Source organism: Marinobacter pelagius (assembly GCF_900114925.1).
Taxonomy (GTDB): Bacteria; Pseudomonadota; Gammaproteobacteria; order Pseudomonadales; family Oleiphilaceae; genus Marinobacter; species Marinobacter pelagius.
Genome location: NZ_FOUR01000001.1, coordinates 124,153 through 137,010, shown reverse-complemented (window position 1 = coordinate 137,010; position 12,858 = coordinate 124,153). Strand labels below are relative to the sequence as shown.

The window sequence follows — 12,858 nt, the reverse complement described above, 5'->3', positions numbered from 1 at the left end:
CTTGTGCAGCGTTTTCGGCGTTGTCTTCGGCCGTCACGTCGTCAGAAATCCTTGTGAGATGAACTTGCGGGGTACTATAAGCCATCTGTCTCCGGCCTGTCAGTAACAGAACGCCCCGCCCGATTGATCGCGGTCAGCATCCTGGCAATGAATAGTGTGGGATCTACTGCTTCACATCGGGATCATCAATCGCGTAAAGTATTGCATAACTTAAGCAGGTTGAACGGCTGGCCTATCGGCAGCCTTCAGATACAGTCAACAGCACCCTTGCCGGCTCGCGCAACCGTGCGGAATAGCCATTGGCGGTGCCTGAATCAGGAAAAGGTAATGAGCGGAAATATCGTAAATGTCACCGACGCTTCTTTCGAGCAGGATGTACTGAAGTCCGACGTTCCCGTACTGGTGGACTACTGGGCCGAGTGGTGTGGCCCCTGCAAGATGATCGCACCGGTCCTCGAAGAGATCGCCGACGAGTACGAAGGCAAGCTGAAGGTCTGCAAGCTGAACATCGACGAGAACGAGCAGACCCCGCCCAAGTTCAACATCCGGGGTATCCCGACCCTGATGCTGTTCAAGAACGGCAACGTTGACGCAACCAAGGTTGGCGCCCTGTCCAAGTCCCAGTTGGCTGCCTTCCTCGACAGCAACCTCTGATCCCGTTGCTGCCGGAAAACCGCCCCTGAACAAAGTTCACGGGCGGTTTTTTATTGCCTCGAGTAAATCACGCCTCCGGGAAATCAGTCCCAGGCCTGGGACCGGTCCCGATCAGACGCCTTCTGTTCCACCCAGTGCTCGGTGTCCCCGGTAATCTCCTTTTTCCAGAATGGCGCCGAGGTCTTCAGCGCGTCCATGATGAATTCGCAGGCGGCGAAGGAATCTCCCCGGTGGGCACTGCAAACGCCTACGAAGACGATCTGGTCACACAGATCCAGGCGCCCGACCCGGTGAATCACCCTTGCCTTGCGGACATCCCAGCGCTGGGAGGCCTGATCAATCAGCCCCTGGATCACCTGTTCGGTCATCCCCGGGTAATGCTCCAGGTACAGCCCGGTCACCCCCTGGAGATCACCGCTGTCCCGAACCAGCCCGGTAAATGTCGCAATGGCTCCGGTGCCTGCGCCGCTGTCCCGCAGCGCCTGGTATTCCGCTGCCGGATCAAAATCGTCAGTCTGGACCGTAATCATCTCAACCTCCGGTTACCGGCGGGAAAAAGGCCACTTCGTCCCCGGCTTTCACCGGGGTCGACGGTTTGGCCATCGCCTGGTTCACCGCGATCATGACCGGCTGGTCGCCCTGCAGCTGGGACCAGGGGCCGCCTCTGGACGCCAGTTCGGCGAGAATGTCACCGGTGGTCAGGTTCGGTGACGCCGGCAGTTCCAGGCTTTCGGTGTCCAGTTCTTCGCGCAGGCGCGCGAAAAACCGCACAGTCAGTGTTTCAGTGCTCATAGTCAGCTCATCAGCTCCGCGAATGAGTAATAGGTCAGCTCGTCCCCGGCTTTCACCGTCGTGTTTTCCGGAACCACGGCAAGCCCTTCCGCCCAGCAGGCGGAACTCAGGACACCGGAGCTCTGGTTCGGATAGGCAACAATCTGGAGCTCGTCGCCCGATACCTCTTTCCTGGCACGCACGAATTCGCGACGAATGGATGTGGATTCCACATCAAAGCCGGCCGGCAGTCGTTCGCCCACAGGCCAGGTCTTGTGGCGTCCCTGGCATTTCCGGATATAGGGCATGCCGACAATGAGGAAGGTCACCAGAACAGTGGCGGGATTGCCCGGCAGACCCAGGATGGGAGTGCCATCAATGGCGCCGAATGCCAGTGGTTTGCCCGGCTTGATCGCCAGCCGCCAGAGCGAAAGCTGGCCCTGATCCTCCAGCACCGCCCGGACATGGTCTTCCTCACCCACCGACACGCCGCCGGTGGTGATCACCAGATCCGCCTCGGAAGCGGCGCGCTTGAGTGTTTCCCGCGTCGCTTCCCGGTTGTCTTTCAGGGTCTCGCAGAGGGTGACCTCGCAGCCGGCCTGGGCAAGCAATCCGAGCAGGGTAAACCGGTTGGAGTTGTATATCTGGCCGCCGGCGAGGGGCTGGCCCGGGTCCACCAGTTCATCGCCGGTGTTGAGTACCGCCACTTTCATCCGGGAGAGCACCGACACCTCGGCAAAGCCCATGGAAGCGATCAGTCCCATCTCCTGCGGGCGAATCGGAGTGCCCCTGACCAGGGCCATATCACCCTGCTTCAGGTCCTGGCCCCGACCCCGGATATTCTGGCCCCTGGTCACTTCGGCCTGAACCAGGATGCCGTCGTCGGTCACTTCCACCCGTTCCTGCATCACCACGGCATCGGCTCCCTCGGGGATTTCCGAGCCGGTGAAAATTCGGGCAGCGGTGCCTTCGGCCAGCGGCGTGGGGGCCTCCCCGGCGGCAATCCGGCCGGAAAGCGGGATCGGCTGACCGGACTTGAGGTCGGCCTGGCGGATCGCGTAACCATCCACTGCACTGTTGTCAGCGGGTGGCACGTCGGCCGGCACGTGCAGGTTTTCAGCCAGCACACGGCCCAGGCTCTCGGTGAGCGGTACCGTTTCCACCCAGGAAATCTCCGGTGCCCGATCCAGGATATGGGCAATAGCGTCGTCGACGGAAGTCAGGTTTTGGCCTGCCATGGGTCAGCTCCTGTTATTTGGTTGCCCGGTTACCGATGACCTGCTGCAAACGGGGGAACCCTTCGTTTGCCGGCTTGCGCAGGGTCAGGGCGGTAAAGTTGCAGGGCTGGTGTCGGCTATCCAGCTGGCTCTTAAGGATGCCCTCCCAGCCGGTGCGGCAGGCGCTGGTGGAGCCGGGCAGACAGAAAATCACCGTGTGGTTGGCCAGGCCGCCAAAAGCTCGGGACTGGATGGTCGACGAGCCGATTTCTTCGGCCGAGAGACGGCGGAACTCCTCGCCGAAGCCTTCGATGGACTTGTCCAGCAATGCCGCCACGGCTTCCGGTGTGCTGTCACGTTCGTGGAAACCGGTGCCGCCGGTGATGATCACCACGTGGACTTCCGGATCCGCGATCCACTGGGACATGATTGCCCGGATAAGGTAGACGTCGTCCGGCAGGATACGGCGGGCAATCAGCTTGTGGCCTGTTTCCACAGCGCTGTATTCAAGGTACTGGCCCGAGGTGTCCTGTTCCAGCCCGCGAGTGTCGGAAACGGTGAGGATGGCTATGTTCAGGGGTTTGAATTCGTTGGTGCTTTCGCTGCTCATGGCTGGGCTCCGCATTGTCAAAACTGGGGCTGATGGAATTTTCTCCAGTATCCGTATTGGCGGGGGATAATGGAAGAGGAGTAACCCCAGAGGGGGAGGTATCAGGCCGGTCTTGCCCCCGTTTCATGGTAATTTGGTCTAATTTTGGTCAGTGCACTTGACATTCGCGGCCAAGGTGGCCGATTATCCTTCTTGCCCGGCGAACGGTTGTTCCCACTCTACTGGCTTCAGCAAACTATTCCGGATTCCACAACACCGGCTTGCTCCATCTGGCCAGCACCTGTTTCAGCTTTTATTTGTTCAATACGTTCAGGGGCACCCCTGTCATTCCAACACTCGTTTATTTCCATTCCTGAAAATCCAACAAACTATGAATCTTACTGAACTCAAGCAGAAATCCGTGCCCGAATTGCTCGAAATTGCGCAAGAAATGGGCCTCGATAACCTGGCTCGTTCGCGCAAACAGGATGTGATCTTCACCATCCTGAAAAAACATGCCAAAAGTGGCGAAGACATCTACGGCGACGGCGTACTGGAGATTCTGCAGGACGGTTTCGGCTTCCTCCGTTCCGCCGATGCCTCCTATCTGGCGGGCCCGGATGATATCTATGTCTCTCCCAGCCAGATCCGTCGATTCAACCTGCGTACCGGCGATACCGTGGCCGGCAAGATCCGCCCGCCGAAAGACGGCGAGCGCTACTTTGCCCTGCTGAAAGTTAACGAGATTAACTTCGACAAGCCGGACAACGCCCGTAACAAGATTCTGTTCGAGAACCTCACACCGCTGTTTCCCCAGGAGCGTCTGGTCCTGGAAGCCGGCAACGGCAGTACCGAGGATCTGTCTTCCCGGGTCCTGGACCTGGTGGCTCCGATCGGCAAGGGCCAGCGTGGCCTGATCGTGTCTCCGCCCAAGGCCGGTAAGACGCTGTTGATGCAGGGTATTGCCCAGTCGATCACCCGGAACAACCCGGAATGTCATCTGATGGTACTGCTCATTGACGAGCGTCCGGAGGAAGTGACGGAAATGCAGCGTACCGTGCGTGGTGAAGTGGTGGCGTCGACTTTCGATGAGCCGCCCGCCCGTCACGTACAGGTTGCGGAGATGGTGATCGAGAAGGCCAAGCGTCTGGTCGAGCACAAGAAGGATGTGGTGATTCTGCTGGATTCCATTACCCGTCTGGCCCGGGCCTATAACACGGTGATTCCGTCCTCCGGCAAGGTGCTGACCGGTGGTGTGGATGCCCACGCCCTGGAGAAGCCGAAGCGGTTCTTTGGTGCGGCCCGGAATGTGGAAGAGGGCGGCAGCCTGACCATCCTGGCGACGGCGCTGGTGAACACTGGTTCCAAGATGGACGAGGTGATCTACGAGGAGTTCAAGGGTACCGGTAACATGGAGGTGCACCTGGACCGCAAGATCGCCGAGAAGCGGGTTTATCCGGCCATCAATATCCGCAGTTCCGGCACTCGCCGCGAGGATCTGCTGATGTCCGAGGCGGATATCCAGCGTATCTGGATCCTGCGCAAGTTGCTGCACTCCATGGACGACGATACCGCGGCCATCGAGTTCCTGCTGGACAAGCTGAAGGACACGAAGACCAACGAAGAGTTCTTCCAGTCCATGAAGCGCCGGTGATCGCCGGCCTCAAGCGCTTCTGATTTCGGGGGCGGGTGTCGTCGGGGGCTTCCTCCGGAGACACGCCGTGAACCCATCCCTGGGGGCTTGGTCTTGCCATCCCTGGCAAGACACAGTCTCCGGAGGAAGCCCCCGACGACACCGTTCTGATTTCCTGCGCGCGCCTGTTCCCGGACTTCCGAGAAGGTCCAAAGGGCGGCAAACTCCGTACCAAAAGGCCAACCTAGAGCGGAGCACACGATGAAATACAACGACCTGCGTGACTTCATTCATCAGCTGGAGAAGCTGGGTGAGCTGAAACGGATCCGCGTGGAAGTCGATCCCCATCTGGAGATGACCGAGATCTGTGACCGCACCCTGCGGGCAGGTGGGCCGGCGTTGTTGTTCGAGAATCCCAAGGGCTATGACATGCCGGTGCTGGCCAACCTGTTCGGGACTCCGAAGCGGGTGGCTCTGGGGATGGGGCAGGATAATGTCACGGCGCTGCGGGAGATTGGCAAGCTGCTGGCGTTCCTGAAGGAGCCGGATCCCCCCAAGGGCTTCAAGGATGCCATCGAGAAGCTGCCGATCTTCAGGCAGGTGATGCGGATGAGTCCGAAGGTGCTGCGTTCGGCGCCCTGTCAGGAGGTGGTGATTGAGAAGGATCAGGTGGACCTGTACCAGATTCCGGTTCAGCACTGCTGGCCCGGGGATGCTGGTCCGCTGGTGACCTGGCCGTTGGTAATCACCCGTGGCCCGCACAAAGAGCGGCAGAATCTGGGGATTTACCGGCAGCAGGTGATCGGCCGTAACCGTCTGATCATGCGCTGGCTCAGTCACCGTGGTGGTGCGCTGGATTTCCGGGAGTTCCAGAAGGCCAATCCGGGCAAGCCTTACCCGGTGGCGGTAGCGCTCGGGGCGGACCCGGCCACGATTCTCGGGGCGGTGACGCCGGTGCCGGATACGCTGTCGGAGTACGCCTTTGCCGGTCTGCTCCGGGGGTCGCGCACGGAGCTTGTGCAGGCCGGGTTGAGTGATTTGCAGGTGCCGGCCAGTGCCGAGATCGTGCTGGAAGGCTTTATCTATCCGGACGATATGGCGCCGGAGGGACCGTTTGGTGACCATACCGGTTATTACAACGAGGTGGATCAGTTCCCGGTGTTTACCGTGGAGCGGATCACTCACCGCCGGGGGCCGATCTATCACAGCACCTACACCGGTCGACCGCCCGATGAGCCCGCGATTCTGGGCGTGGCGCTGAACGAGGTGTTTATTCCGATCCTGCAGAAGCAGTTTCCGGAGATTGTGGATTTCTACCTGCCGCCGGAAGGCTGTTCCTACCGGCTTGCCGTAGTAACGATGAAGAAGCAGTATCCCGGCCATGCCAAGCGGGTGATGATGGGGGTATGGTCGTTTCTGCGGCAGTTCATGTACACCAAGTTCGTCATTGTGACCGATGACGACGTGAATGCCCGTGACTGGGAAGACGTGATCTGGGCGATCACCACCCGGATGGACCCGGTGCGGGACACCACCATGGTGGAGAATACGCCGATCGACTACCTGGATTTCGCCTCGCCGGTGTCGGGCCTTGGCTCGAAGATGGGGATGGATGCCACCAACAAATGGCCCGGTGAAACCGACCGGGAGTGGGGCGAGCCCATTGCCATGACCGATGAGGTGAAGCAGCGGGTCGATGACATCTGGGACAGCCTGGGGATTGAAATTCCGGGGTCGCGCCCTGATTGAGAAGGACAGTCATTTGCATCGGGTAGTGCTGTGGCCTTCAGGGTTGTGTTATTCGGTGGATTCTGGCGCCGATCTGCTCGGTGCCGCGGCACGGTCCGGTATTGCCGTACCGGCCGCCTGTCGCAACGGGGTCTGTGAAATTTGTGAGGCGCGATTGCTGTCCGGCGCCGCCCTGAATACCCGTAATCAACGTGAAATTTCGATTGGCGAGCGGCTGATGATGTGTCGAACCCACGCGCTCGCCGACCTGGAACTGGAGATAAGCGCCGTTATGGCAGCAGGAAACAATCAGCCCCGCAAGGTGCAGGCAAAGGTGGTGGATGTCCGGTCCATCAGCCACGACGTTTACCGGGTGGAACTGGAGATTCCCCGCCGACGGGAGCTGTCTTTCCATGCCGGGCAATACCTGTCGGTGAATCTGCCGGATGCGGATCCCTGCTATTTTTCCATTGCCAGCAGCCCCTCCGAACAGAGCATCGAACTGCACATCCAGGCCTCTCCGGACTGGGTGTCGGCGCAGAAGGTGATCGACGCCCTGACCTCCGGCCAGGATGTGACCCTGGAGCTGCCCCACGGCAAGGCCTGCCTGGCGTCAGCCCCGGAGAAGCCGGTGTTGCTGGTGGCCGCGGGTACCGGCTTTGCCCAGATGAAGAGCCTGGTGGATTACCTGCGCGAGACCAGCTTCAATCACCCCATCAAGCTCTACTGGGGCGTGCGCAAGCATGAGGACATGTACCTGCGCACCCTGGCCCAGCAGTGGGAGCGGGACTGGCCGGCGTTCACCTTCCTGCCGGTGGTGGGGGATGACGAGGATAATGACTGGGGTGGCCACCATGATCAGCTGGTGCGGGCGGTGCTCGCATCCGGCATGGACTGGAAGAACGTGGAGGTGCATGCCAGCGGGTCGCCTACCATGGTGTATACGCTGATGGATGCGCTGATTGAGGCGGGGTTGCCGCAGGAGGCGTTTTTCTCCGACGTACTGGAGTACGCACCCAGGTGAAAAAGGGGTCAGAAGAAAGCTTTCTTCTGACCCCGACTTAGCGCTATCCCCAGTTATCGGCCAGGGATGAAAATGGGGTCAGATGAAAGCCTTCATCTGACCCCGACTTGGCGTTATCCCCGGGTTTTCGGTCGGGCATGAAAATGGGGTCAGATGAAAGCCTTCATCTGACCCCGACTTGGCGTTATCTCCGGGTTTTCGGCCGGGCATGAAATTGGGGTCAGATGAAGGCTTTCATCTGACCCCTTCCTGGGTATGCCCCCAAACTCAGGCCCTCGGCATCGGCAGCTCCGGCAGCCCGTTATCCTGGGCCAGCCCCTGCATCATCAGTTTGATGCTCAGCTCTTCCTCGCCCATGTGGGCATTCAGCCGGCTCAGTTCTGCCAGGGCCTCGCGGCTGCGGCGCAGGCGCAGGCTGGTTTCGAAATACTCCCTGGCTTTGCCCCACAGTTCGTTGCGCAGGCTCAGTCTCCCCAGGGCCAGCAGGAGTTCGGGATTGTTGGGGCGGTCCTTGAGCCATTGCTCGGCGAGCAGCAGCTGCTCATCCGTTTTCTGCCCCTTGATCCGGCCATAGAGATTGATCAGCTCGTCACTCCAGTGGTTCCGCAGCACCTTGCGCAACAGGGTTTCGGCCTGGGCCTCGTCGCCCAGTTTGGCCATCAGGCGGGCGTAATCCCGGATGGTGTATTCATCCCGGCGCAGGAATCCGGGCAGCTCGTCCCAAAGGCGGGTGAGGGGTTCCAGGGCGGCTTCCGGGTCCGCCTTGCGGGCCCGTTCACATTCCTCGGCCGCCTGTTCCAGCAGGTTGTGCCAGACTTCCCGCTCCAGCTCGTGGAATTCCGTTTCCGGCAGGACATCCCGCTTACGCAGTTCCGGCAGCAGCCTGGACAGCTCCCGCCAGTCCTCGAGCCTCAGGTAGGTATTCTTCAGCAGTTTCAGTACAAAAGGATGGTGCGGTGACTGCTTGCGCAGCCTTATCAGGGTGGCGAGAGCCTGTTCCAGACGGTTGCCCGCCAGTTGCAGCTGGGCCTGGGTGATGCCGACAGCAAGATCGGAGCCCGGGGTGCTCTCGAAGGCCTGGCGCAGCAGGTCATCCACCGCCTCATGGTCGCCGGATTCGAAGGCCGCCTGGGCTGCGGCCAGGTAGTTGATCAGCGGGGTGTCGGCCTTGTCGGCGGCCGAGGTCAGCAGTTTCCGGGCCCTGGGCCAATTACCTTCGGCCAGCGCCAGCAGTCCCTGGGTGGTGCGGCGCCGGGCGCGGCGCTCGTTGCCCCGTGCGATCCAGCCAGCCACCACGCCGGTGCCCTGACGGAAGCGGCGGATCAGGTTGATGGCCACCACCGTCAGCACCACCAGTACCACAAACAGCGCGAGACCCACCCAGAAATTGGTTTCCACCAGGTAGTGGCCCAGGCTGACCCGGATATAACCCAGGTCATATTGCAGGCCCAGCGCCAGGCCAGTACCGATCAGTAAGGCAACCAGGATAATCAGCAGGAGGCGGATCATGATTCCTTGCCTCCGGCGTCGGAACTGGTCTCCTCGCCGTCGCTACCATTGCCATCGAGCCGGCCGGCCAGGCGCTGCTTGAGTAAATCGAGGGATTTGCTGATGTCCGGCAGTTCCGGATCAACGTTACGGGTGGCCAGCTCCGAGAGGGTGTCCGACAGCGCCTTCACCCGGGGATTTTCCGGGTTGTACCAGTCACTGACCGCCGTCCGGGCCTTGGCGAGGGCGCGCTCATACAAGGCCTGGTTACCGCGCAGGACGGCCATTTCCGCTTCTTCCAGCATCAGCTGGAGGTTGAGCCGGGCGTAGGCACTCTGGTCCGGTGACAGCAGGGGTTTGACCGGTTCATCCAGCCGGCGTACCACCACAACCTGGCCGAGGGTATCGGTGAACTGGTTCCAGGCCTGGGCAAGCAGGCTCGGGCCGCCTTCGGTGGCGTCCAGGGTGGCGCCGCCGTCACCGCCTACGAAGCCGGGAGCGGATTCGTGGATCAGGGCCTGATCGGTGAGCTGGTTGACGCTGTCGATACCGGCTTCCAGGGTGAGGTAAAGGCCGGTGCGGTCGACGTTTTCAATGCCTCTCAGGGCAAGCAGTTCCCGGGCCAGCTGCTGGCGTACCGGGTAGACGCCGATGTCATCGGATTCATTCAGGACCTCGTCCGCGGCCTGCAGGGCGGAGATGGCGCCGCCAATGTCTTTCTCGATCTGCAGGCGCTGGTTGGCGATGCGGAGCAGGTATTCCGCCTCGGCCAGCAGCCAGTCGGTGCGGGTACGGTTACCGGCTTCGAGCAACTCACGGGCGTTGTGGTCAATCTGGCGTTGCTGGGTGGCAATCAGTTCGCGCTGGGCGGCCAGTTTTTCCTCGAGGGACTGAAGTCTCTGGGCCTGTTGGCTGCCCCGGTCGCCATACAGGTCTTCCAGCTGGCGGGTAGCCTGTTGCAGGCTCTCGAGAGTCTGTAACGTGGCCTGGTGCGCCTGCCACTGCTGCCAGCTCCACAGAGCAAGGGCAATGGCGACGACCAGCGCAACAATCGCGAGTAACCACAGGGGCCAGAGCTTCTGGCGGCTGGGTTGTTCCCGGGGAATGGGAGCGGGCAGTTGATCGGTTGTTTCAGTCACGGGCGTCCTTACGTTTTATTTGCGGCGCCACCGTTTCTGCCATAAAGCTGTGCTGCAACAGTGGCCACGATGTCATTATCGGCAAGACTTCCTGGTACACACGGTTCTTCGAATCCCGCCTCCCGGGCCGTCTGGGCCACACGTTCGGCAGGAACGATCAGTAACCTATCGTATAGATTATGGCCGCTCTTCGCACATAGTGCGATGAGATTGTTCAAGGTTTCCCCGGACAGAGCCACGATAACCTCCGGCGCGAACTCCTCGAGGGCAAGGTTCACTTCCTTCTGAGAATAGTCCGGGCAGAATCGGCGATACAGTGGCAGCAGGGTGACCCTCGCGCCTCTTGATTCCAGGGTCTGGCGGATCAGCTCACGGCCGTCCTCGCCCCGGGCAATCAACACCCGCTCTCCGTCCGGCCGGGCCAGGGAAGGGAGTTCCAGCAGGGCCTCACTGGTCCAGCCACTCGCTGGCCGGCGCACCGACAGGCCGTGACCGGCAAGGACTGCCGCGGTGCCGGCGCCGACCGCATACCAGCGGATGCCCATGGGAATCTGGGGCCACCAGGTGTCGATTTCCTCCAGCAGCCGGCGGGCGGCGTAGGGGCTGACGGCGATAACGTGGGTGAACTGGTCCAGGTTCAGGATCGTGGTGCGGTTTTCCGGGGTTTCCGGCAGTGGCTCCCGGTCAATCAGGGGCAGGATCCGGGTTTCGGCGCCGGCGGATTCGAATGCCCGCGCAAGGCGCCCCGCTTCCGGTTCCGGCCGGCAGATCAGTACCCGCCGGCCGGTCAGGTCAGGCTGATCAGCGTGGGGTGTGACCATAGATTTCCGCCAGTACCTTGTCCGCACCCATGGCCAGCAGGTCTTCAGCGAGTTCCCTGCCCAGGCGTTCGCCCTCGCTCCGGGGTGCCCGGCCTTCCACCCGGAAGATCTGCTCGCCGTTGACCGCGCCCACCAGACCGCGCAACCAGAGCGTGTCTTCGTCTTCCAGCAGCGCGTAGGCGGCAATGGGGACCTGGCAGCCACCCTCCAGGCGACGGTTCAGTGCCCGCTCGGCGCTGACCCGGTCCCACGTGTCGGTGTGGTTCAGGGGGGCGATCAGTTCCAGCAGTTCGGTGTCGTCCACCCGGCATTCGATGCCGAGGGCACCCTGGCCGACAGCGGGCAGTGATACCGTGTCCGGCAGGCAGTAACGGATGCGGCTGTGAAAGCCCAGGCGCTTGAGGCCGGAACTCGCCAGCACAATGGCGTCGTATTCCTCGGCATCGAGCTTCGCCAGCCGGGTATTCACGTTCCCGCGCAGGACCTTGATCTGCAGGTCAGGGCGGTAGGCACGCAGCTGGGCTTCCCGGCGCAGGCTGGCGGTACCGACCACGGCACCGTCCGGGAGGGCATCGACGGTCTCGTACTTGTTGCTGACGAAGGCATCGGTCGGATCTTCACGCTCGCAGATGGCCACCAGTCCCAGGCCTTCCGGGAACTCCATGGGCACGTCTTTCATGGAGTGCACCGCCAGGTCGGCACGGCCGTCGAGCATGGCTTCTTCGAGTTCCTTAACGAACAGTCCCTTGCCCCCGATCTTGGCCAGCGGCACATCCAGGATCTTGTCGCCCTGGGTCTTGATCTTGACCAGTTCCACGCTGACGTTGTCGTGCAGGCGCTCCAGTTCGGCCTTGATGTGTTCTGCCTGCCAGAGCGCAAGGGCGCTGCTGCGGGTTGCGATGCGAAGGGTACGTTTGGACATGGCACTCACTGTCGGTTGGGAAAATGTTCGCCAAGGTTAACGCGTGACGGCAGAAATGTCCCGTGGGGAAAACCGCAGTCAGCCGGGCTGGTGCTCCTGCAACCACTGGCGCACATCGGCAGCGTGGCGTCGGCTGACTGCCAGGCGCTCGGGCCTGTCCCGCAGGATGATCCGGCTCTGCCCTTCGGTGGTGCGCTCCAGTGCCTTGACGAAGCGCACGCCCACCAGGGTGTTGCGGTGAACCCTCAGGAGTTGGTCTGGATAACTGGCTTCCAGTTCCTTGAGGGTGTAGTCGGAGACTGTCTCACCACCCAGGTGGTGGATGGTGACGTACTTCTGGTCTGCCTCGCAGTAGAGAATGTCTGCCAGGTCGATCAGCTCCGTGCCCCGGTGGGTCCGGACCGCCAGCTGGTCGTTCCTCTGTTTGTTGGTGTTGCCAGCCAGCTGCTGGCGCTGCACCCGGTTGACCCGGCCAACCCGTTCCAGGGCCTCGGCCAGAGCTTCCTTGCGCACCGGTTTCAACAGGTAGGCGGTGGCCTGGACGTCGAATGCCTGAATGGCGTAATGATCGTAGGCCGTACAGAAAACCAGGGCCGGCGGGTGCTCCAGCTGGCTCAGGCGAGCCGCCGCCTCCATGCCGTCCATGCCCGGCATGCGGATATCCAGCAACAGGATGTCCGGCTCCAGTTCGGCGACCTGCTGCAGCGTGCTGTCGCCATCGGCGGCTTCCCCGCAGATGCGATAGCCGGGCAGGGCGTCAACCAGGCGCCGGAGGCGCTCCCTGGCAAGGGGTTCGTCATCGGCAATCAGGATATCCAGGCTGTGGTTGCTGTTCGCGGTCATGGCGTCTGATCTGCTCATAGGCTTCTATT

The 12,858-nt window shown here is 61.6% G+C and carries 13 protein-coding genes; 4 read left to right on the top strand and 9 right to left on the bottom strand.

Translation table 11 applies throughout. The annotated features are described in order from the left end of the window. Window positions 1–327: 327 nt before the first annotated feature. On the top strand, window positions 328–654 hold the full coding sequence (gene trxA, locus BM254_RS00625) for a thioredoxin TrxA (RefSeq protein WP_014420340.1): 327 nt from the start codon (window positions 328–330) through the stop codon (window positions 652–654). A gap of 83 nt (window positions 655–737) precedes the next feature. On the opposite strand, the gene BM254_RS00620 is transcribed toward trxA, so the two are convergent. The 4 genes from BM254_RS00620 to moaB are packed head-to-tail and all read right to left on the bottom strand — an operon-like array spanning window position 738 to window position 3,252. Continuing rightward, entirely contained in the window at window positions 738–1,184 is a 447-nt protein-coding gene (locus BM254_RS00620) for a molybdenum cofactor biosynthesis protein MoaE (protein ID WP_091997500.1), read from the bottom strand. 1 nt (window position 1,185) lies between these two features. Continuing rightward, on the bottom strand, window positions 1,186–1,446 hold the full coding sequence (gene moaD, locus BM254_RS00615; RefSeq protein WP_091997498.1) for a molybdopterin converting factor subunit 1: 261 nt from the start codon (window positions 1,444–1,446) through the stop codon (window positions 1,186–1,188). A 2-nt stretch (window positions 1,447–1,448) separates the two neighbouring features. Further along, window positions 1,449–2,663 (bottom strand): molybdopterin molybdotransferase MoeA, encoded by a 1,215-nt coding sequence (locus BM254_RS00610; protein WP_091997496.1) that lies wholly within the window; start codon window positions 2,661–2,663, stop codon window positions 1,449–1,451. Window positions 2,664–2,676: 13 nt separating this feature from the next. Beyond that, window positions 2,677–3,252 (bottom strand): molybdenum cofactor biosynthesis protein B, encoded by a 576-nt coding sequence (moaB, locus tag BM254_RS00605; protein WP_091997494.1) that lies wholly within the window; start codon window positions 3,250–3,252, stop codon window positions 2,677–2,679. Window positions 3,253–3,622: 370 nt separating this feature from the next. Between moaB and rho the strand changes: the two genes are divergently transcribed. The 3 genes from rho (at window position 3,623) to BM254_RS00590 (ending at window position 7,616) form a co-directional block, all read left to right on the top strand. Continuing rightward, complete coding sequence (gene rho / locus BM254_RS00600; RefSeq protein ID WP_091997492.1) at window positions 3,623–4,885, top strand: transcription termination factor Rho; 1,263 nt, start codon at window positions 3,623–3,625, stop codon at window positions 4,883–4,885. A 240-nt stretch (window positions 4,886–5,125) separates the two neighbouring features. Beyond that, complete coding sequence (gene ubiD / locus BM254_RS00595) at window positions 5,126–6,613, top strand: 4-hydroxy-3-polyprenylbenzoate decarboxylase (protein ID WP_091997490.1); 1,488 nt, start codon at window positions 5,126–5,128, stop codon at window positions 6,611–6,613. Further along, the gene (locus BM254_RS00590) at window positions 6,585–7,616 is read left to right on the top strand and encodes a 2Fe-2S iron-sulfur cluster-binding protein (RefSeq protein ID WP_425434465.1); all 1,032 of its coding nucleotides are present in this window, start codon (window positions 6,585–6,587) and stop codon (window positions 7,614–7,616) included. Before ubiD ends, BM254_RS00590 begins: the two co-directional genes overlap by 29 nt. 267 nt (window positions 7,617–7,883) lie before the next feature. On the opposite strand, the gene BM254_RS00585 is transcribed toward BM254_RS00590, so the two are convergent. The 5 genes from BM254_RS00585 to BM254_RS00565 form a co-directional block, all read right to left on the bottom strand. Further along, a complete protein-coding gene (locus tag BM254_RS00585; RefSeq protein WP_091997488.1) occupies window positions 7,884–9,125 on the bottom strand; it encodes a heme biosynthesis HemY N-terminal domain-containing protein in 1,242 nt (413 codons plus the stop codon). Then, a complete protein-coding gene (locus BM254_RS00580) occupies window positions 9,122–10,243 on the bottom strand; it encodes a uroporphyrinogen-III C-methyltransferase (protein WP_091997486.1) in 1,122 nt (373 codons plus the stop codon). Before BM254_RS00580 ends, BM254_RS00585 begins: the two co-directional genes overlap by 4 nt. 8 nt (window positions 10,244–10,251) lie before the next feature. Continuing rightward, window positions 10,252–11,064, bottom strand: a complete 813-nt coding sequence (locus BM254_RS00575; RefSeq protein WP_091997484.1) for a uroporphyrinogen-III synthase — start codon at window positions 11,062–11,064, stop codon at window positions 10,252–10,254. Next, window positions 11,045–11,986: a hydroxymethylbilane synthase gene (gene hemC / locus BM254_RS00570; protein WP_091997482.1), complete on the bottom strand. Its 942-nt coding sequence runs from the start codon at window positions 11,984–11,986 to the stop codon at window positions 11,045–11,047. Before hemC ends, BM254_RS00575 begins: the two co-directional genes overlap by 20 nt. A 78-nt stretch (window positions 11,987–12,064) precedes the next feature. Continuing rightward, the gene (locus BM254_RS00565) at window positions 12,065–12,847 is read right to left on the bottom strand and encodes a LytR/AlgR family response regulator transcription factor (RefSeq protein ID WP_245777322.1); all 783 of its coding nucleotides are present in this window, start codon (window positions 12,845–12,847) and stop codon (window positions 12,065–12,067) included. Between the last annotated feature and the right edge of the window lie 11 nt (window positions 12,848–12,858).

Excerpts from the sequence above, each read along its gene's own strand:
- trxA (WP_014420340.1), top strand. The coding sequence starts at position 328 with ATGAGCGGAAATATCGTAAATGTCACCGACGCTTCTTTCGAGCAGGAT.
- BM254_RS00620 (WP_091997500.1), bottom strand. The coding sequence starts at position 1,184 with ATGATTACGGTCCAGACTGACGATTTTGATCCGGCAGCGGAATACCAG.
- moaD (WP_091997498.1), bottom strand. The coding sequence starts at position 1,446 with ATGAGCACTGAAACACTGACTGTGCGGTTTTTCGCGCGCCTGCGCGAA.
- BM254_RS00610 (WP_091997496.1), bottom strand. The coding sequence starts at position 2,663 with ATGGCAGGCCAAAACCTGACTTCCGTCGACGACGCTATTGCCCATATC.
- moaB (WP_091997494.1), bottom strand. The coding sequence starts at position 3,252 with ATGAGCAGCGAAAGCACCAACGAATTCAAACCCCTGAACATAGCCATC.
- rho (WP_091997492.1), top strand. The coding sequence starts at position 3,623 with ATGAATCTTACTGAACTCAAGCAGAAATCCGTGCCCGAATTGCTCGAA.
- ubiD (WP_091997490.1), top strand. The coding sequence starts at position 5,126 with ATGAAATACAACGACCTGCGTGACTTCATTCATCAGCTGGAGAAGCTG.
- BM254_RS00585 (WP_091997488.1), bottom strand. The coding sequence starts at position 9,125 with ATGATCCGCCTCCTGCTGATTATCCTGGTTGCCTTACTGATCGGTACT.
- BM254_RS00575 (WP_091997484.1), bottom strand. The coding sequence starts at position 11,064 with ATGGTCACACCCCACGCTGATCAGCCTGACCTGACCGGCCGGCGGGTA.
- hemC (WP_091997482.1), bottom strand. The coding sequence starts at position 11,986 with ATGTCCAAACGTACCCTTCGCATCGCAACCCGCAGCAGCGCCCTTGCG.
- BM254_RS00565 (WP_245777322.1), bottom strand. The coding sequence starts at position 12,847 with ATGAGCAGATCAGACGCCATGACCGCGAACAGCAACCACAGCCTGGAT.